Below are 20199 nucleotides of genomic sequence, written 5' to 3'. Positions count from 1 at the left end.
GCGGCAGCGTTCCTAGGCTGACTGCCGGCTGGTCGCTGCACGGAGCTCCCGCAACTCGGCTTCGGTATCGGCTGACAGGGGTGCGGCGGCTGCACCACACAGCATATCGATCAGGTTGCTGACGAGCAGCACGGGCAGGGTACGGGAAACGGCAGGCTCATCGCCCTTGGCCATCTTCAGGCGCTGCCGGTTTGCCAGCGTATTGATCATGGCAACCCACATCAGCCCGAAACGCATGCCGGCCATCTCTTCGGGAATCTCCGGCAGCACGGCGCGCAGCAGCTGATAAACCTCCCCGACGCTCTCACTCAGGTGAGTACGCCACATGTTGACGAGGTCGAGCGCCGGACTGCAGTAGAGCTGGGACAGGAAAATGATGAAATTGCCACCCCCTTCGGCCTCCTCGATCTCTGCGACGATGGGATAGACCAGCGCCTTGATCAGGGGCCGCACCTGCTCCCGGTCATGTACGGACATCCGCGCCAGCACGACCTTGCGCCGCTCATTGATCCGCTCACCGCGGTATTCATGAATCGCATGGACCAGCGCGTCCTTGGATCCGAAGTGATAGTGGGCGGCCGAGGAATTTCGCTGCCCGGCCGCGCTATTGATCTGCCGCAGCGAAACGCAGTCCAGCCCGCGCTGGGCAAACAGCCGCTCGCCGGCAAGGATCAGCTGTTCGCGGGTGCGTTCGCTTGTAGGCGTCAGCTTGCTGCGTGCGGCAACCACTTCATTTGCTACCAGTAGTGAGTCCAGCGCGAACGTTCCTGGAAATAGCGGAAGGCATCGCGCTTGTCCTTGGGAATATAGTCTATATAGCCGCCCGGTGCGTAGCGCTCCTGGTATTGGTCCAGAACCGGCCGGTACAGATGCATGTGCAGATCCGGAATCCGGTGCCGCTGCCGGAACTCAGCCATGGGAATCCGCGCCGAGACCTTGGTCTCGAATGGCCCGGCCTTGCACAGCTCGACGCCCCTCGGCCCGAAGATTGCCGAACGGCCCGACCCGCCGTGGGCCTGGTCATCGAAGAAGCCCGGGTTGCGCTCGCCGCTGTTCACGCAGTTGTTGGCGATCAGCGTATACAGACTGTTGTGGTAGGAGGTCAGCCGCATATCGTCGAATTCAAAACCGCCGGTCGCGACGCGACAGATCAGCTCGGCACCCTTGAAGGCCATGCAGCGAAACAGCTCCGGCTCGAACTGCACCGCCGACATCGCGATGTTGCCGATATCGGTACGCTCGACCGGAATCACTGCATCGATGCCATACATCTCGACGAAGCGGTCGTAGACATCGTAGATGACCGAGGTGTACTGCTCGCCTCCGGGGAACATCCCGCGCACGTTGCGCTGCTTCCAGTGCGTGACGATCGATCCGTCGGGCTTCGCCATCACCATCAGATGGAGAATGTGGCCCGGCCAGTTCTTCGGGTCCTTGGCATAGGTGCCGAACACGATGTAACAGTTGTATTTCTTTGCGCGCTGCGCGACCAGTTCGGTTTCCGGACCAGGAACCTCAATCGCCAGGTTGTAGTGCTGGTCGCGGGTCCAGTCGGAGAAACCGGTAATCGGAAATTCATGGAACAGCAGAAGATCGCTGCGCCCGCCAAAGCCCTGGGCGATATCGATGCATTCGAGGAAGTAGTCGAGATTGCGCCGGATATCCGGCGCCGGATTGGCGCCATCGACACCAAGCACGCGGGTCTGCACTGCAGTGGCGGTGATCGCTTCCTGGCGCAGTGCCACGGTGGCGTAGGTGCCGTCGGCCCGGACCATGGGCGTGGCGGATTCAGTCATCGAACATCTCCATCAGGACAACAGTGTGGAGATGATGTTAATACAATCTTCGACAACGCCCGTACAACACGTGGACAACCGACCAAAAAAAGACCTAGAAGCGATACTGGAACTCCACGCCCACATCGCGGCCCCGCTTGGGGTTGATGCCATAGAGCCTTGGATCCTTGGCATTATTCGCATCCGCGGTGTTATCGCCGGTGATCGGCGAATTGCGCAGATTGCCGTACACATCGATCAGGCCGGCATCCCTGAGCGGTTGTATGTCCACGCTGCCGAAATTGAAGAAATCGAGTACCGCAACCGGCGTGTCGTCATCCGTCAGATTGCGCACATAGGTTGTCAGGGTCCAGTGCTCCGACTGGAGGCCGGCACGCAGATTGAGCGTCGTCTCCTGACCGATCCAGGAAAAGTTGCCCGCCTGCGTGTAGCGCTTGCTGTTGACGACGAGGTCCGGGGTAATGAACAGCCCAAGGCCCGAAGGCAGGTTGGCCGTTACGTTGGCACCGAGTATCAGCGTGTGCTTCGGCACCCCCGGCACATGCTTGTGCGAAATATCGCCATCACCTGTCGAATCAAACAGCGCCGGATCGAAACCTTCCATATAGCGCGAGTCGGTGTAGCCGTAGTTGGCAACCAGCGAGAGATTGTCCGTGAAGCGAAACGAGGTCTCGAGCTCAAGGCCTTTCACTTCCGACCGTCCGGCATTGGTAATCACGGTCGTGGTCAGATAACTGCCACTGGTTTGCAGGATCTTGATGGGCGTGAACAACCCCTGGTTTTGCCAATCGATGTAGTACGCCGCCAGATTGGTACTCAGCCGGCGGTCGAGCCAGGTCGCCTTTATCCCTGTTTCATAGGTCCACTGCTCTTCCTCCTCGACGATGGCCAGGGATGTACTCTGGCATGGCGTAACCAGCTCAGGAACCGACGGCACACAGCCGTTCAGCCCGGCATTCGTCGCCCGCGGATCGTTGCCCGAACGAAAGAACTCGCTGTTGAAATCGCCTGGCTTGTTGCCCTTGGCAGCCAGAAAATAGGTCATCAGTTCGTCAGTCACCTGGTAGCGCAGGGTTACGCGTGGCGTGAATTTGCTGAAACTCAGGTCGACCTGATCCGGTGTACACACCGACGGACTACCGGCGCAGGTGCCCAAGGATCCGCCAGCCAGGGATTTTTCGTCCTTCGCATAGCGCCCTTCCAGCGCCAGTGTCCACCGCTCGGCAAGGTCAAACTCGACGCTGCCAAACAAGGCCTTGTTGCTTACATCGATGAATGTCGAGGGCGGAAAATCCGTGGTGACCGGGCCACCCGCGATAAAAAAATTGTTAAGCGCGACTGCCGGGCCCGGGTAGCTGCGCTGCCGGTTCTCGCGATCCTGGTCATACCAGTAGACCCCGAGGCTGTAACGCAGCGGCTCATCGCCCGGCGAATCCAGACGTACCTCAAGCGACTTGTCCTCGATATTGCGCCGGTTGTCGAAATGGAACAGGCCCCAGATCGCGCGTGTCTCGGTATGGTCAAGATCGAAGAGTTGCTGGAAATCGTCCTTGTTCCAGGCACCGCGGGTGGTCAGCGAGAACCCGCCAATGTCCTGCGCATACTCGAACAGCACACGGTTCTGCGTCCGGAAAGTGCCCGGCTCGGTACCCGCAATCGAGTAATCCTCGGGATGCGGATCCTCCGGTGTCGGCAACTGGTCGGCGTTGCGGTAAGTAATGCCCTCGCGGATATCCGGCAGGTTGATGCGGTTCACCCGCCCTGCGGCAGTCCACTTGCCACAGTAATCGCCATTGGTGGTCGCAAACCAGGGCTCACCCTCCGTACCCGCATACGGCAGATGGCAGTTCAGATCGGTGGCGAGCAGATTGGGAAAATGTGAATCGTCGCTCTTGGTGAAATTGTACTTGAGGGTCACCTCGGTCCCGTCAACCGGACGCCAGACCAGCTTGCCGAGCACGTCGCCGGTTTTCTCCGCGCCGAGGCGGGTGTTATCCGCCTGCTGGGGCGCATTATCCAGAAACAGGTTGGGCGGACGCGTCAGTGGCGCACGCGGATCGGAGTCGTAGCCCGCCTGGTCTGCCTGCAGCTCGTTGCGCCACTGGCCACCATATTGCGACCAGCTGCCAGAGACGAGATATGAAAACGCGCTGTCGCCGATCGGACCACTGGCCCAGCCGCTGAGACCGTAGTCGTCGTGGGTACCGGCGCGACTGTTGATTTCACCCTTGAAGGTATCGGTGGGCTTCCTGGTGACGTAGTTCACCGCACCGGAAAATGTCGCCCGGCCAAACTGCGCCGATTGCGGCCCGCGCAATACCTCTACCCGCTCAACGGCGCCCGTCACCGCGGTGGAGATACTGCCCGACACGTATACGCCGTCGATGAAGTACGAGGCATTGGGCTCACCGCGACTCACCGGCGCACCCATGCCGCGGATCGTCGGCCGGTCGATATCGCGGCCGGTCTGCTGGAGGGTCCGGAAACCGACCGTGAAATTGGCGATGTCGTAGTCGCTGTTGAGGCCGCGCCCCTGCAGTTGCTCGGCGCTGAACGCGGCAATCGACAGCGGAACGTTCTGCAGGCTTTCCTCACGCTTGCGCGCAGTCACGATGATTTCCGTGACACCGGCTGCCGGCTCCGGTCCGGGAGACTGGGCCAGAAGCGGTGAAACGAAGCCCGGCGCAAAGCTCGCCAGCAGAATTTGCGCACGCAGGCCGCACGCGGTTGAGCGCCGCATCAACTGAAAACTCATGAACCCCCCCACCGCGTCGAAAACGGGCACACCGGACCAGCCAGCGGAAGCCCCGTGCTGCGATGCTAACCCAAAGGCTAAGCGACGAAAAGGCCGGCTCCGTCGCCAAGTATCAGCCGGCTGCCGCCTGCTCCGCGGCTGCAAGACGAAATGGTGCAAGCGCCGCCCACAGTGCCAGCGCGCCGATCGGCACGCTGATGCAGTTGACCAGCGCCATCGAAGACCCGACTGCCAGCGGATCACCAAATACGGAATCCGTGATCACGCCGACCGCCGTGGGCCCGAGTCCTGCGGTGATCAGGTTGAGCACCAGCATCCAGGTGGCCGAGATCTGCGCACGCATCTGGTTCGGCGCAATCACCTGCAGGGCTGCCGGCGCAACTGCCATCGACAGGCTGGCCACAAACACCAGCGGACAGAACAGCACCACGGCCACAGTTGGTGTGCTGATCGTCGTGGCGAGCGCACAGAGCGGCACCAGCAGTATCGCCGCCAGCAGACCCACACGCAGCGTGCCGTCACGGTAACCGCGCTGCAGGAAGATGTCGGCGAGCCACCCGCCGCTGTAGACACCGAGCGGCGACAACACGACCAGAATACCGCCCAGGGTCAGCGCCGACTGTGGCGGGCTGAAACCGAGTACCCGGACGAAATAACTGAAGCCCCAGGTGATCGTCGTGGTGATCGGCACGGCAAGCAGCGCAAAGCCGATGAAGTGCATCACGAAGACACGCCAGCGTTGAACCGCATAGCGCACCACCGTACCAAAGGGAATGCCCGCACCATGCCCGGCCAGTATCCCGCGGCGCACCGGTTCACGCACCGTCAGCATCAGCAAGGCGATCAGCACGCCAGGCAGGCCGACACTGAAGAGCACCACCTGCCAGGGCCGAACGGCACCGATGAGTGGCAGGCTCACGGCACCGGCCCGATTGACCGCCTGTATCACCAGTCCGCCGACCAGAAAGGACAGACCGGCACCGAAGAATGCACCCGCCTGGTAGACGCCGACTGCGCGACCGAGTTTTTCGCGCGGAAAATAGTCGGCGATCATCGAGTAGGCGGCCGGCGAGAGCGCAGCCTCACCCACACCCACGCCCACACGCGCCAGAAACAGCTCCCAGAAGTTCCGTGCCAGGCCGCAGACTGCCGTCATCAGGCTCCACAGCAGGATGCCCCAGCCGATGATTGCGCGACGGCTGTAGCGGTCGGCCAGACGGCTGATCGGCAATCCAACAGCCGCGTAGAACACCGCAAAGGCCAGTCCCTGCAGAATCCCCAGTTCGGTATCGGTGAGCCCGAGATCCTGCTTGAGAGGCTCGACGAGCATCGCGAGGATGATGCGGTCGATAAACGAGAAGATGAAGGCAATGACCAGAATGGTGAGCGCATACCAGGCCACTCTCGGGCGTGGCCAGGGCTGCTCCGGCCGGGATGTAACCGTGTCGCTCCCCGGTGCGGCCATCAGGGCGACTGCTGGCTGTCCAGGGCGATCGTGGCAGCCTGCCAGGCAAAATCTTCCTCGATGAAATCCCGCAACGCGCCGACTACCCGCGCATACAGCGAACCGGGCGCATGGTTTTCCACTTCGGCAGCAAAGCGCGGTACCCAGCGAACCAGATGCCGCTCGGCGAAGTCCACCTGTGCCAGCTGGTATGAGAGCACCTCAGCCCCGCCCTCTGCCTCGCGGAAACACAGGTAGTGCATGAACTCGAGTTCCAGGGACAAGTGATCCGGCTGCCAGGAGAATTTCTCGTCGAGCACATAACCGAAGTAGTCGTAAAAGCGCACCACATCCTCGCGAGTACCCGCCCGTTGTCCGGTCTGCAGATCCTCACGGATCGGCACCGGCGGCCCTTCACTGCCGACCTCGAACAACCCGCTGTATTCCGCCTGCAGCTGCCGCAGGTCCGAGTTGCCGACCTCGGTGAGCAGCGTATCCAGCGCTTCGCCGAGACCCACCCGCGCAAGCAGACCCGCGCGCGCATCGACTTCATGCGGTGAGGCCAGCAGTTCGGAAAAGGCGGCATAACACAGACAGCGCAGCGCGGCTGTCGCCGCCGTATCCCGATTGACCACGCGACGCGTCACGCCTGACGCCGCTGTAGTGCTCATGTGCTCTTCTGCAGACCGGTCGTGACTTGCTTGGCTATCCATTCTGCTTCCAGGAATCGTGGCGCATCGCATTCAGGCGTTGCCCGGGCGACGCCCGGAAGTGTGGCAACATACCGGTACAACAGAGCGGCAACAAGCCGCGCACCATCAGGACCGACCGTGATCAGCTACCAGGAAGCGCTCGGCATCATTCTCGCCGAGTCAGCCGTGCTTGCCCGGCACAGCGTTCCACTGCATGAGGCCGCCGGCCGGGTCAGTGCTGAAGCGCTGTTTGCCCGCCTCGATGTGCCGGCATTTGCCAATGCGGCGATGGATGGCTATGCCGTGGCTTCCGGCGACACGCTCAAGGCCAGCGAAAACCAGCCCGTTATCCTGCCGGTCGCCGGCACCGCCGTCGCCGGGCTTGCACCGCCGCAGGCAACACCTGGCAGCGCCTGGGAGATCATGACAGGTGCACCGGTCCCAGCCGGCCTCGATGCCGTGGTGCCGGTCGAACGTATCGCGGACCACGTGCCCGGCGGGCCGGCCCTCACCAGCATCCGCCTGCTGCAACCGGCGCAGCCCGGCCAGAACGTACGATTGATGAGCGAGGACTTCCGGCGCGGTGAGCGGGTGATCGATGCCGGCACACGCCTGGCGCCACATCACCTGATGGGCCTCGCCGCCTGCGGGCTGGACGAAGCGTCCGTCTGTGCGACACCACGCATGGCGATCCTCACCACCGGCAGCGAGCTGGCCACCAGCGGGAGCGAACTGCAGAACGGCCAGATCCGTGACGCGAACGGCCCCTATCTGCGTGCGCTGCTCGCACAGCTCGGCATCGCCGGCATCACACGCAGTACGGCAGCCGACAGTGCCGCGGCCCTGCGCGACGAACTGCGCGCACTCACCGACAGCTGCGAGCTGATTCTCACCACCGGCGGCGTATCAGCAGGCCGGCTCGACCTGATACCGGACGTGGTCCGTTCGCTTGGCGGCGAGATCCTGTTTCACAAGGTCGCGATCCGGCCGGGCAAACCGATCCTCTATGCACGACTGCCCGGCGGCAAACACCTGTTCGGCCTGCCCGGCAATCCGCTGGCGGTTGCCGTCGGCATGCGCTTCTTCGTGATACCCGCACTGCGCGCCATGCAGGGCATGGCCGCCGAAGTTTTCCGGCCGGCGATCTGTGACGAAGCCGTGCGCAGCCGAGGCAAGCTGCGCTTCTTTGCCAAAGCGCATCGCACTGTAGATACGGAAGCCCGCAGCCGGGTACGGATCCTGCCGGGACAGGAGTCATTCCGGATCGGCGCCTTGCTGAAGGCCAACTGCTGGGCGGTGATTCCGGAAGGGCATGAGCTGCTGCCTGCCGGCAGCACGGTGCTGACAGCACCGCTGTATCCCGACGACACCCCGTAGCGGAATTTATTGCCGAACGGGCGCTGACGCGAGCCCCACCGACTGCAATACGAAATCCGCAATCAGCCCGACATCGCCGCGGGCCAGGACCGGACAGCTCTCCTCCGGCAGCGGTAGATCAGAAACAATCGCCAGTATCGCGGCATCGTGCCCTGCAAGCCGCGGCGCCGGAGCGTCGCTGCGGCGGATCTCGAGCCGCGGGTGTGTGCCATGCTTCCAGCCCTCGACCAGCACCAGGTCGAGCGGACCCATGTGGCCGAGCAGTTCATCGAGACCGGCCGGCGGTTCATCCGCCAGTTCGCGGATGTGCGCCCAGCGCGATGCCGACGCGACGATCACTTCCGCCGCGCCGGCTGCCCGATGCAGGTAACTGTCCTTGCCAGGATGGTCGATATCGAAGCTGTGGTGTGCGTGTTTGATGGTGCCCACCCGCCAACCGCGGCGGGTGAGCTCACGCACCAGATCGACGATCAGCGTGGTCTTGCCGGAGTTCTTGTAACCGGCAACACCGAATACCCTGATCAGGCCTTCTTCGCCCAGGCGCTGCACCAGCCAGTAGCGGCAACCAGCTTGCCCGGGAAGATCGCGCAGGGACGAAAGGCTTCGCCATCCGTACCCTGGATCACCTGGCAGTTGGCACAGTGCTGACCATCAGCATAGCGGGCCGCCAGCGGGCTCTTGCGGTCGACGTTCTTCGCATCGGTAACGTAGCCCAATGCCTTGGCAGAAGGATCGTTGACATCAAGGTGGGGCAGATCAGCGGCGGTGGCAGTGGTCGCACTCATCAGCACGGCGCCGGCGGGTACCGCGACGGCAACCGTTGCGAGGAAACGGCGGCGAGTAAATTCCTGACTCATTTTGGATTCCCTTCGGTTAAAAAACTTGTGCGTCCCGGCAAAGCGCGGGGGTGATGCATCTTAACAATGCCCCCCGAAAGGCGCATCCGGGAAATCCCGTGTCGGCGGGCAGCGCCTCATGCTTCGTTATCGATGGCAACCGCTTGCGGTTACAAAAAGTTACAAAGCCCCGATGCCTCCTGCGTCATCCACAAAGAGCCATCTATCCGGATGATTGATATAGGTTTTTTTGACGGTACTATCAGTTCCACCGGACTGGCTTCAGCTCAGGCTAGCGGATTGCAGCAAGGTGCTGATGGCATGGCCAGGCACGAGCCTCTAGAGTTTCGTCGCCGCCCCACACCCGACTCCATCAAGGATCCTGCATGCGTATCTTCGACCAGCTGACGAGCCGCCCCAAGTTCATTGCCGTCGGTCTCGCGATACTCGTCAGCCTCTGGTTACTGTCCGGCCTCTTCAGCAACAAACCTGCAGAAACAGACAGCGCAGCCAGCGCCGAGACCCCGGCCGGCACCATGAGCGTACAGATCCAGGCACAGGTCGCACAACCAGTGACCCGCAATCTGAGCATTTACGGTCGCACTGCCCCGGTACGCCAGGTGGAACTGAAGGCGGAAACCAGTGGCCGGGTCAGCGAACTTGGCGTACGGCGCGGGGCGATGGCAAAAAAGGGCGACGTACTGCTGAAGCTCGATTTGCGCGACCGCGAGGCTCGCCTGGAACAGGCACGGGCCGGCGTCAATCAGCAGGAAGCTGCGTACAAGGGACAGCTTGAGCTCAAACCCAAAGGCTACGTCTCGGACACCCAGCTCGCCGAAACGCTCGCCAAACTGGAAACGGCGCGTACTGAACTGACCCGCGCCCAACTCGACCTCGACTACATGACCATCCGCGCACCATTCGACGGCACGGTGCAGGAACGGAAAGTGGAGATCGGCGACTACGTGCGCGCCGGCGATCCGGTGGTCACCTTCGTCGACAACACGAGCCTCATCGTCACCGGCAGCATCGCCGAGCAGGATGCGGGTTTTGCCCGCATCGGCAGTTTTGCCACCGCGAGCCTTGTCACCGGCCAGGAAGTCGGCGGCAAGATCCGCTACATCGCACCGGTTGCCGACGAGTCCACGCGCACATTCACGGTTGAACTCGAACTGCCCAATCCAGGCGGCAAGCTGCCGGCCGGCGTGACCGCGGAAATGCGCATCCCGGCGGGCAAGGTGCTTGCCTACCGGATCTCGCCCTCCATCCTCACGCTGAATGCCGAGGGCAAGCTTGGCGTAAAGACCGTTGACGAGGGTGGCACCGTGGCCTTTCACCAGATCACCATCGCCCGCTCCGGTGCGAACGGCATATGGGTTACCGGTCTGCCCGAACAGGCCAACATCATCGTCGTCGGCCAGGGCTATGTTTCCGCCGGTCAGAGGGTCAAGGCCGTACCGGCGCAAACCGAAGCTCTCGCTGCCAGCCAGACGCCGGATCTGAACTGATGAATGCGCTGATCGATCTCTGTGTCAGCCGCAGCCGTGCGGTTCTGGTGGCACTGTTCGTGCTGCTGGTTGCGGGCACGGTCGCTTACCGGGGCATTCCGAAAGAAGCACAGCCGGATGTCGACTTCCCCTACCTCAGCGTCGCGGTGGTCCTTGAGGGTGTATCGGCCGAGGACGCCGAGCGGCTGCTGGTCCGGCCACTCGAGCAGCAACTGCGCAACATCGAGGGCATCAAGGAAATGGTCGCCTCGGCGACCGAGGGCCGCGCATCGGTAACGCTCGAGTTCGAGCCGGAGATCGACATCGAACAGGCGCTGACGAATGTCCGCGAGAAGGTCGACCAGGCCAAGGCGGAAATGCCCGCCGATGCGCGTGAGCCGACCGTCAACGAGATCAAGTTCTCGCAGTTCGACCCGATGCTGGTCATCAACCTCGGCGGCAGTCTGCCCGAACGCACGATGAACTCCATTGCCCGGAAGCTCAAGGACCGGCTGCAGGCGGTTGATGGCGTGCTGGAGGTAAACCTGGCCGGCATACGCGACGAAGTGCTGGAAATCGTCATCAATCCCCTGGCGATGGAGAGCTACGGGCTGTCGCCGGCCGATGTGCTCAACTTCGTGCAGCGGAACAACCGGCTGGTCGCTGCGGGTTCCCTGCAGTCGGAACAGGGACGCTTCGCCGTCAAGGTGCCGGGCCTGATCGAATCGCCCGAAGACCTGCTCAGCCTGCCGCTGAAAACAGACGGCCAGAAGGTGGTCTATTTCCGCGACATCGCCCAGGTGCACCGTACCTTCAAGGATGCGGAAAGCTACTCGCGCCTGAACGGCAAACCGGCGGTCGGCATCCGCGTGGTCCAGCGCAACGGGTCCAACCTGCTGGACGTCGTCGCGAACATCAAGCTGGTTGTCGCCGAGGCACAGAAGTCCTGGCCGCCCGGTATCTCCCTGACCTACTCGCGGGACAAATCCGTTTTCGTGCGCGACGACGTCAACCAGCTGGTCAATGACGTGGTCGTGGCCGTCCTGCTGGTGGTGATCTGCCTGATCGGCATCCTCGGCCTGCAAAATGCCCTGCTCGCCGGGATCTCGATACCCGGCTCCTTCTGTGCCGCATTCCTGCTCATCGGCATGTCCGACATGACCATGAACATGGTGGTCTTCTTCGGCCTGATCATGTCGGTGGGCCTGGTGGTCGATGGCGGAATCGTCGTCGTGGAACTCGCGGATCGCCGCATGGCGGAAGGCCTTGATCGCCGCGTGGCCTATGCCGAGGCTGCCAAGCGCATGGCCTGGCCGATCTTCGCCTCGATCTCGGCAACCATCGTCGCATTCCTGCCGCTGGTGTTCTGGCCGGGCCTGATCGGCAGCTTCCTGAAGTCGATGCCGATCGTGCTGGTCTATACGCTGGTCGCCTCGCTGCTCATCGCCATGTTCGTGGTCCCGGCGCTGGGCTCGATCTTTGGCCGGGCCGGTCACCTCACGCCGGAGAACCGCCGCCAGCTCATGCTTGCCGAAGAGGGCGACCTCAACGAGATCGGCGGATGGACTGGTGTCTACATGCGCGTCGTCACGCGCGCGATCAATCACCCGGGTCGTACCGTCGGTCTGCTGACCACCATGCTGATCCTCGTGTTCATCGCTTACGGCACATTTGGTCACGGTGTCACGCTTTTCCCGGCAGTGGACCCGCCACAGGGCAGCGTCGACATCCGCGCACGCGGTGACCTGTCCACCCAGGAGAAGGACCGCCTGGTACGCCTCGTCGAACAGCGCATCGTCGGTGTCGACGGCATCAAGACCGCGTATGCAACCGCCGGCAAGGGCAATGCGGGCGCGCCAGCCGACCAGATCGGTTCGATCAGCCTGAACTTCGAGAACTGGGACCAGCGGCGCCCGGCAGCCGAGATCATGGCCGATATCCGCGAACGCATCGCGGACATCGCCGGGCTCTCCATCGAGGCGCGGCTGCCGAACACCGGACCCGAACAGGGCAAACCGGTCACCATCGAGGCCTCGTCGCCATCGCTCGATGCGCTGCGCGATGCCGTGACTAAGATACACGGCGTGGTCGAGAAGATTCCGGGTGTGCGCAATACCGAAGACACGCAGCCCCTGCCCGGCATCGAATGGCGCATGGATGTGGATCGCGCCCAGGCGGCCAAGTTCGGCGCCGATGTGTCACTGGTCGGCAGCATCATCCAGCTGGTCACCAATGGCATCAAGCTCGGCACTTACCGGCCGGACGATTCCGATGAGGAAATCGACATCCGTGTGCGCTTCCCGGCCGACGATCGCAGCCTCGACCAGCTCGCCGAACTGCGCATCCCCACACGCACCGGCAACGTGCCGATCGGCAGCTTCGTATCGCGTACACCTGGCCCGGCCACGCCGACCATCATGCGCACCGACATGCGCCGCACGATGCTCGTACAGGCCGATCTCGACCCTGGCGTGCAGATCGACCCGGTGCTGGCAAAAGTGACCGCGGCGCTGCCCTCGCTGAAGCTCGATCCGAGTGTGGCGATCCGCTTCAAGGGTGGCGCGAGAACCCAGCAGGAAACGGCGAGCTTTCTCGTCAAGGCCTTTCTGATCGGTCTCGGCCTGATCGCGCTGATCCTGGTCGCCGAATTCAACAGCCTGTTTCAGCCCCTGCTGGTGCTCACCGCCGTGGTGTTCTCGACCGGTGGCGTGCTGATCGGGCTGATGATCACCGGGAAGCCCTTCAGCCTGGTCAACTGCGGTATCGGCACGATTGCGCTGGCTGGCATCATCGTCAACAACAACATCGTGCTGATCGACACCTACAACAAGCTCGCGGAAGCCGGCATGAATGCCAGGGAAGCGGTACTGCGCACCTGCGCCCAGCGCCTGCGCCCGGTGCTGCTGACCAAGATCGTGATGATCCTCGGCCTGCTGCCGATGGCACTCGGCATGAACATCGACTTTCTCGACCGCCGGATCACCTTCGGCAGCCCGAGCGGCCAGTGGTGGGCAGAGATGGCCACCGTGATCGTCGGCGGCCTGACCTTCGCCTCAATCCTCACGCTGATCCTGACGCCGAGCATCCTCATGCTCCAGGCCAACATCGGCCGCCGGTGGCAGCAGCGTCGCGGCAAGGCCGGAAATACCGGCCAGCGACCCGCAGACATCACCACCTGACACATGTCACCCATCATCACGCTGACGACGGATTTCGGCTTCAAGGGGCCCTTCGTCGGCGTCATGAAGGGTGCGATCCTCAGCCAGCTGCCCGGGGCTGTCATCGTCGACCTCAGCCACGAAATTCCGCCGCACTGGCCGATCGAAGCCGGTTTCTGGCTGGCGCGCAGCTACGCGTACTTTCCCGCGGGGACGGTGCATGTGGCCGTGGTGGATCCCGGTGTCGGCACGCAGCGCAACATCATCGCCGGCGAACTCGACGGCCACCTGTTTCTCGCGCCGGACAACGGCCTGCTGCAGCCCCTGCTGAGCCGGCCCGGGGCGCGCTGCCACCGTCTCGCTGAAGACTGGCGTGCCCGGCAGGGCTGGCCCGTGCCGAGCCATACCTTTCATGGTCGCGACATCTTTGCGCCGCTTGCCGCAGGACTCGCTGCCGGGCGCTTTTCGATCAGCGACATCGGCCCGCCGGCCGGCGAACTCGTGCCCTCGCTGCTCGAGGATCCGCTGTGCAGCGAACAGGAAATACGTGGCACCGTGGTGGCGATCGACAACTTCGGCAACCTGATCACCAACATCGATGCCGGGCTGCTCGCCCGTCTGCGCAAGGCCGAAGTGCTCGCCGGCGGCCGGCGCATGCCTGTCTGCCGGACTTACGGCGAAGCGCAGCCCGGCGACTTTCTGGCCCTGCTCAATTCCTTCGGCGTGCTGGAGATTGCGCGTGCGGAAGGCAGCGCCGCGGATGGCCTCGGGCTGGGTCGCGGCGCGCCGGTAACGGTCGTCAGCACAACCAGGTAGGAGCGCCTTCAGGCGCGATTCTTCCAGCCGGGGGAAAGCATCGCGGCTGAAGCCGCTCCTACCCCGCTTCTTCCAGCTTCGCCCACGAATCGCGCAGGGTGACGATGCGGTTGTAGACCGGTCGCGCGGCGCTGTGCTCGCAACGATCGGCAACGAAGTAGCCGAGGCGTTCAAACTGCAGGACATCGCCCGGCGCAGTCGACTGCAGCGCGGGCTCCAGCTGGCAGTTTTCGGCGAGCTGCAATGAGCCCGGATTGAGGAAGCTCTTGAAGTCCTGGCCCTCCGCACCGGCATCCGGCCGCGGCACGCTGAACAGGCGGTCGTAGAGGCGCACCTCGGCCGTTACCGCATGCACCGCGCTGACCCAGTGGATGGTGCCCTTGACCTTGCGCTCGGCGCCGCTCAGACCGCTGCGCGTGTCCGGGTCGTAGCTGCAGTGCACTTCAGTGAGCTGCCCGGCCGCATCCTTGATCACGGCGACGCACTTGATGATGTAGCCGTAGCGCAGGCGGACTTCACCGCCCGGCTGCAGCCGGAAAAACTTCTTTGGCGGATTCTCGGCGAAGTCATCCTGCTCGATCCAGAGTTCGCGACCAAAGGGTATTTCCCGTTCGCCCAGTTCCGGCCGGTCGGGATGATTCGCCCCGCGCAGCATCTCCGTCTGGCCTTCGGGATAGTTCAGCAACACGACTTTCAGCGGTTGCAGTACCGCCATGGCCCGCGGCGCCCGCACATTCAGATCCTCGCGCACGCAGTTTTCCAGCAGGCTCATCTGGATCAGGTGTTCTTTCTTGGTCACGCCGGTGCGCTGCACGAAGTCGCGCAGTGCGGCCGGCGGATAGCCGCGCCGGCGCATCCCGGCAATCGTCGGCATGCGCGGATCGTCCCAGCCGGACACGTGCCCGAGCTCGATCAGCTCGGCCAGCTTGCGCTTGCTGGTCACGGTAAAGGCCAGGTTGAGCCGCGAGAACTCGATCTGCCGCGGCTTTGCCGGCAAGGGCAGCTGCGCGAGCAGCCACTCGTAAAGCGGCCGGTGATCCTCAAACTCCAGCGTGCACAGCGAATGGCTGATGCCTTCCAGCGCATCGGAAATGGTGTGCGCAAAGTCGTACATCGGATAGATGCACCAGGTATCGCCGGTACGCTGATGGACGGCGCGTCGAATCCGGTACAGGACCGGGTCGCGCAGGTTGATGTTCGGCGACGCCATGTCGATCTTTGCGCGCAGCACATGTTCACCGTCGGCAAACTCGCCGCTCCGCATGCGCTCGAACAGCTCGAGGTTTTCAGCGACGCTGCGGTTGCGGTGCGGACTCTCCCGGCCCGGCGCCGTCAGGGTGCCGCGATATTCACGCATCTGCTCCGCCGTGAGACTGTCGACATAGGCCTTGCCGGCTTCGATCAGCTGCACGGCGCAGGCGTGGATCTTCGGGAAATAATCCGAGGCATGCGTCAGCCGGTCACCCCAGTCGAAACCCAGCCAGTGCACGCTGTCGACGATCGAGTCCACATAGGCCTGGTCTTCCCTGAGCGGATTGGTGTCATCCAGACGCAGGAAGCAGCGCCCGCCGGTTTCCGCGGCGATGCCGAAGTTCAGGCAGATCGCCTTGGCATGGCCGATATGGAGGTAGCCATTGGGCTCCGGGGGGAAGCGCGTGACGATCTGCCGGTGACGCCCGCTGGCCAGGTCATCGGCAATGATCTGGCGGATGAAATCGCGCCCCGGCGCTTCTGCTGCGTTGCTCGTCGGCTCGGTACCGCTCATGCGTGAAGCGCCGCACAGATCCACCACCGGGAGTTGGGCCGGGAGCAGAAAGCCCTATATAGTTTTGCTGTTAGATACTGATTGTACATAAGTTTTTCAGGTGAACCCTTGCATGCGCCCGGTTCCGGATCGATTCTTCGCCGCCGTCCGTGCCCTGACCGCCGATGAGCCGGCCAAGCAACGGCTGATCACGGCCTACGTCGAGCACCTCGAAACCCTGCACCCCGACGACATCCCCGAGTCCATCCGCCCGCGCTTCGAGTCCCTGCGCAAGGCCATGAACAGCGTGCCGCCGACCGAGCGCGAAACCGCCGTCCAGGTATCGGTACGCAAGATGTCGCCGGCCGATGCCGGCCGCTACACCCTGTCGATACTCATGATGTTCGCCGAACTGGTCCGCGTGAAGAACAGCGGTGAAAGGCTGAACAGCAGCGATGGCCCGAAGACCGGCGCCTTTGCCCGCTCCAGCAACGATATCCGCGTCCCGACCTTCCTCGCCCGCTCGTAGGAGCGGCTTCAGCCGCGATCTCTTGGTCAAATAATCGCGGCTGAAGCCGCTCCTACGGCCACGATATTCGGTCGATCCCCTCAATACGGCCGGTGCAGATACTTGCCGACCGGGTTACCCAGCACCTCGCCGTTGTCATAGATCCGCTGACCGCGCAGGAAGGTCGTCTTGACCCGTGCCGTCATCTCCAGGCCCTCAAAGGGCGTATAGCCCTGCTGTGACTCGGAGTCGGCAGCGCGCACCGTCCAGGTATCGTTCGGATCCACCAGCACGATATCGGCATCCAGGCCCTCGGCGATATCGCCCTTGCTGTGCAGGCCGAAGCGCTGCGCGGCATTGAGGCTGGTCAGCTTCGCCATCTGGTTGTAGCTCAGACCGCGCTTGCGGCCCTCGGTGATCAGTGCCGACAGCAGGTACTCGGTACCGCCAAAACCGGACTTCGCCAGCCAGATATTGCCCGGCTTCTTCTTGTCGATCTTCATCTCGTGCTTGCAGCAGGCGTGATCGCTGCACACCCAGTCGAGGTTGCCGGCTACCAGCTGCTCCCAGAGGAAGTCCACGTCTTCACGCGGACGGATCGGCGGATTCACCTTGGCGAGCGCTGCTGCCTTGGAGTCGGTATCCAGCATCAGGTGGCCGATGGTCACTTCACGGCGGAAATCGATATGCGGAAAAACCGCTGCCATCTGCAACGCCGCGATCACCGCCTTGCGCGAGGTCAGGTGCAGGAGGTTGATGTTCGGCAGATCGGTTTCATTGGCCAGGTACGAGGCGATGAAGATCGCCAGGCCCTCGGAATGCGGCGGACGGCCCGCGCTGTAGGCATGCAGCCCCTTCAGTGTGCCTTCCTCCTCGACGATCTTCGTGTAGGCCGACATGATCTCGGCCGTCTCGCAGTGCAGGCTCAATGACAGCGCATCGGCCTTGTCCGGATACTTGCTCATCGCCTTGCGGATGCCGCGCATGACGAACTCGAAGTGCGCGATATCGTACTTCTCGTCCTCACCGATCATCAGGAACTCATGCTGGTTCGAGGACCGGCCATGCAGGCCGTGACCGCCGTAGAACATGAAGATCTTGAAGGAGGTCACACCGAAATCATTGATGAGGCTCGGGATCTCGCGGATATGGCGCTTGTCCATCGGCGCGAGGTGATAGGCGTAATCGACATAGAAGCGCCCGGCTGAAATCTCCTGCACTTCCGGAAAGAACTTCTTGTAGGAGCCACCCTTGTTCAGATAGTAGCCACCGGTGCGCATGTAGTTGAGGCTGGAAGTGACGCCGCCCTGGGCAGCGGCACGGCTCTCGGTCAGTGCATCTTCGGCCAGCGGCGAATAGATGCCGGTATGCATGTGCGGATCGACCAGGCCGGGGAAGGCCAGCCGGTTCTTGCCGTCATAGACGGTCTTGGCGCTGGCCGCCGCGATTTCCGGCGCGATCCTGACAAAGCGCCCGTCGCTGATGGCGATATCGCCCTGCTCCACCATCGCCGCATTGGGGCGTACGAGGCGCACGTTCTTGATAAGGAGATCAAATGCTTTCTTGCTGGCCATGAGTCGCTCTCGGGTATCGCGGAAGGGGCGCACAGAATACCCCAATGTCCGCCCCCGCTCCTACCTTGGGGAGGCTAAAACCCCAGCGCACCCGGGTTCAGGAGCCCCTCGGGATCGAGCAGACTCTTGAGCTGCCGTACCAGCGTCCCGGTTTCGGGCTTGCGGGTCTCCAGCCAGGGGTAATCCTTGCCGATCTGCAGATGGCTCGCCCCGTTGCGGGTGCAGAGTTCCTGGATGCGCTCCTTCAGCTCGTGGACCAGGGCAAGGCCGGCCGGATTCGCCGCATGTTCCGGCACCTTCGGCAGCAGCGCCGCCGGATAGACCCGCCGGTGATAGATGCTGCGTTCGTCTTCCCACAGGAAGGTCGGCTCATAGATGAAGGCATTGGTGCTGAAAGTCATCAGCATGCGCGTCAGCTGCACCCGGTGCTCCCGCATCCGGTCGCGATACTCGGCCAGCAGCGCCTCGAAATCCGCGTGGTGCTTCAGTACCGCCGAGAACGGCAGAATGCCGTGGGTCGGCTTCCAGCGCTCGCCATTGGGACCGAGGATCGGCGTCAGCTCCATGAAGGGATTGGCATTGAAGTAAACCGGAATGGAATTCGCCACCTCCGCCCCATGCCGGGCCGCGATGGCACGCACGCTGGCAAGCTTCAGCCGCGCCTCGGCATTCGTGAGCCCTTCCGTGCCGAAATGCGCCGAGTACACCGCCTTGCGCAGGAAGTTGCGTCCCGCGAGGCCCATCTTCGCCACCTGCAGCGCACCGTCCAGCGGATTGCGGGCCGAGAAAAACACCGACTTCGCCGCATCGAAGGGATTGGCCGAGGCCATCCGGGTGAGCGCGGTCTTCTGCTGGCGCGGATCGAGCCCGAAGTTCTGTGCCACCACCCCGAGGCGCGCAATTTCCATCAGCGCGCGCAGACAGCTCTCGCCGTCGGGAAAACCGAAGGAACTGCCGGCAAAGCCTTCCGGCTTTTGCATCAGGCGCAGCGTGATCCGTGCCTTCACGCCGAGCGTACCCGCATCACCGACAAACAGGCCGGTGAGATCCGGCCCGTAATAGCGGAAGAACGGCAGACTGTTCGTCCCGCCGCCGGAACCGGTCGACAGCATCTCCCCGCTGGCGAGAATCACATCCATGCACAGCAGCGACTCGGCCGACACGCCATAGAGCCCGGAACCGTAATTCACGGCCTGGTGCGACATGCCGCCACCGACCGTCGCCACCAAACCGGAAAACGGCCCCCACATCGGCGTGCGCAGGCCGCGCGGCGCCAGCGCCTCGTAAAGCCGGGCCCAGGTCACGCCCGGCTCGACCGTCACGTAGAGATCCTCCTCGTTGATCTCGATACCGGTCAGCCGGCCCATATCGAGCGTCAGCGTCCCGGCGCGCACCGGCAGATAGGCATTGGTATAGGAGGCGCCGCCGCCCCGCACCACCGTTGGCGTCCGGTGCCGGGCGCAGAGCCGCATCACTTCCTGCAGCTCGGCCACACTGCCCGGCGTGACGACCGCGGCAGTCAGCACATCGGCCTGGCGGAAGACATCAGTGGAGTAAAAGGTGCGGGATTCGTCGTCGGTACGCAGATGGTCGGGGCCGACGATGGCAGCGAGGGAATCGAGGAGATCGCCGGGCAGGACCGACGGCGGGGCGTTGCTCATGAGCAGATACCAGCGGCTTCAGGAACGGCTGGACAGCTTGGCACGAAATACCGCGAGGGTGAACTGCGGCAACACCACCTGGCGGAGCGCACGCTTCGGCTCGGTGATCAGGCGGTAAAACCATTCGAGATTGGCGCGGCGAAACGCTGCCGGCGCCCGGCGCACACGGCCGGCGATCACATCGAAAGTGCCGCCGACGCCCTGACAGACGCGTATGTGGTGCAGCCGGGGCAGATACTTCTCCATCCACAGTTCCTGCTTCGGGCTGCCGAGTGCAACAAACAGGATCTGTGCGCCAGAGACATTTATCTCGTCGATCAGCTTTGGCATTTGCGCCTCGTCGACATAGCC

At 63.2% G+C, this 20199-nt stretch carries 16 protein-coding genes; 5 read left to right on the top strand and 11 right to left on the bottom strand.

Annotated elements, in window-relative coordinates; all coding sequences use genetic code 11:
* Positions 1-12: 12 nt before the first annotated feature.
* The 5 genes from H6979_00080 to H6979_00060 all read right to left on the bottom strand — a co-directional run bounded on the left by H6979_00080 (position 13) and on the right by H6979_00060 (position 6666).
* Positions 13-729 (bottom strand): TetR/AcrR family transcriptional regulator, encoded by a 717-nt coding sequence (locus H6979_00080; GenBank protein MCP5138243.1) that lies wholly within the window; start codon positions 727-729, stop codon positions 13-15.
* Positions 730-737: 8 nt separating this feature from the next.
* Positions 738-1796, bottom strand: coding sequence for a hypothetical protein (locus H6979_00075; protein ID MCP5138242.1), 1059 nt, complete (start codon positions 1794-1796; stop codon positions 738-740).
* A gap of 94 nt (positions 1797-1890) precedes the next feature.
* Positions 1891-4551 carry a TonB-dependent receptor gene (locus tag H6979_00070; GenBank protein MCP5138241.1) on the bottom strand — a complete coding sequence of 887 codons (2661 nt, stop codon included), beginning with the start codon at positions 4549-4551 and terminating at the stop codon, positions 1891-1893.
* 112 nt (positions 4552-4663) lie between these two features.
* Entirely contained in the window at positions 4664-6016 is a 1353-nt protein-coding gene (locus H6979_00065; protein MCP5138240.1) for an MFS transporter, read from the bottom strand.
* On the bottom strand, positions 6016-6666 hold the full coding sequence (locus H6979_00060) for a molecular chaperone TorD family protein (protein MCP5138239.1): 651 nt from the start codon (positions 6664-6666) through the stop codon (positions 6016-6018). The genes H6979_00065 and H6979_00060 overlap by 1 nt, the downstream gene beginning before the upstream one ends.
* Before the next feature lie 159 nt (positions 6667-6825).
* On the opposite strand from H6979_00060, the gene H6979_00055 reads away from it, so the two are divergent.
* Positions 6826-8064, top strand: coding sequence for a molybdopterin molybdotransferase MoeA (locus H6979_00055; GenBank protein MCP5138238.1), 1239 nt, complete (start codon positions 6826-6828; stop codon positions 8062-8064).
* A 6-nt stretch (positions 8065-8070) separates the two neighbouring features.
* Here H6979_00055 and mobB read toward each other — a convergent pair whose 3' ends face one another.
* Together mobB and H6979_00045 are read right to left on the bottom strand one after the other, a co-directional pair.
* On the bottom strand, positions 8071-8586 hold the full coding sequence (mobB, locus tag H6979_00050; protein MCP5138237.1) for a molybdopterin-guanine dinucleotide biosynthesis protein B: 516 nt from the start codon (positions 8584-8586) through the stop codon (positions 8071-8073).
* Positions 8586-8921: a high-potential iron-sulfur protein gene (locus H6979_00045; GenBank protein ID MCP5138236.1), complete on the bottom strand. Its 336-nt coding sequence runs from the start codon at positions 8919-8921 to the stop codon at positions 8586-8588. The genes mobB and H6979_00045 overlap by 1 nt, the downstream gene beginning before the upstream one ends.
* 365 nt (positions 8922-9286) lie before the next feature.
* Between H6979_00045 and H6979_00040 the strand changes: the two genes are divergently transcribed.
* The 3 genes from H6979_00040 to H6979_00030 are packed head-to-tail and all read left to right on the top strand — an operon-like array spanning position 9287 to position 14361.
* Positions 9287-10408 carry an efflux RND transporter periplasmic adaptor subunit gene (locus H6979_00040; GenBank protein ID MCP5138235.1) on the top strand — a complete coding sequence of 374 codons (1122 nt, stop codon included), beginning with the start codon at positions 9287-9289 and terminating at the stop codon, positions 10406-10408.
* Complete coding sequence (locus H6979_00035) at positions 10408-13566, top strand: efflux RND transporter permease subunit (GenBank protein MCP5138234.1); 3159 nt, start codon at positions 10408-10410, stop codon at positions 13564-13566. Before H6979_00040 ends, H6979_00035 begins: the two co-directional genes overlap by 1 nt.
* Positions 13567-13569: 3 nt before the next feature.
* Positions 13570-14361 (top strand): SAM-dependent chlorinase/fluorinase, encoded by a 792-nt coding sequence (locus H6979_00030; protein MCP5138233.1) that lies wholly within the window; start codon positions 13570-13572, stop codon positions 14359-14361.
* A gap of 58 nt (positions 14362-14419) precedes the next feature.
* On the opposite strand, the gene H6979_00025 is transcribed toward H6979_00030, so the two are convergent.
* Entirely contained in the window at positions 14420-16126 is a 1707-nt protein-coding gene (locus H6979_00025; GenBank protein MCP5138232.1) for a glutamine--tRNA ligase/YqeY domain fusion protein, read from the bottom strand.
* A 112-nt stretch (positions 16127-16238) separates the two neighbouring features.
* Between H6979_00025 and H6979_00020 the strand changes: the two genes are divergently transcribed.
* Positions 16239-16634 (top strand): hypothetical protein, encoded by a 396-nt coding sequence (locus H6979_00020; protein MCP5138231.1) that lies wholly within the window; start codon positions 16239-16241, stop codon positions 16632-16634.
* Positions 16635-16714: 80 nt separating this feature from the next.
* On the opposite strand, the gene H6979_00015 is transcribed toward H6979_00020, so the two are convergent.
* From H6979_00015 to H6979_00005, 3 genes are all read right to left on the bottom strand, one after another.
* The gene (locus tag H6979_00015) at positions 16715-18187 is read right to left on the bottom strand and encodes a dihydroorotase family protein (GenBank protein MCP5138230.1); all 1473 of its coding nucleotides are present in this window, start codon (positions 18185-18187) and stop codon (positions 16715-16717) included.
* Between the two features lie 74 nt (positions 18188-18261).
* Positions 18262-19848, bottom strand: coding sequence for an FAD-binding oxidoreductase (locus H6979_00010; protein ID MCP5138229.1), 1587 nt, complete (start codon positions 19846-19848; stop codon positions 18262-18264).
* Positions 19849-19866: 18 nt separating this feature from the next.
* On the bottom strand, positions 19867-20199 hold a 333-nt coding region (locus tag H6979_00005), incomplete at its 5' end, for a WecB/TagA/CpsF family glycosyltransferase (protein ID MCP5138228.1).

It is taken from the genome of Chromatiales bacterium (genome assembly GCA_024234935.1).
Taxonomy (GTDB): domain Bacteria; phylum Pseudomonadota; class Gammaproteobacteria; order Steroidobacterales.
The sequence above is the reverse complement of the archived record's forward strand: the minus strand, read 5'-3'. Positions and strand labels throughout refer to the sequence as shown.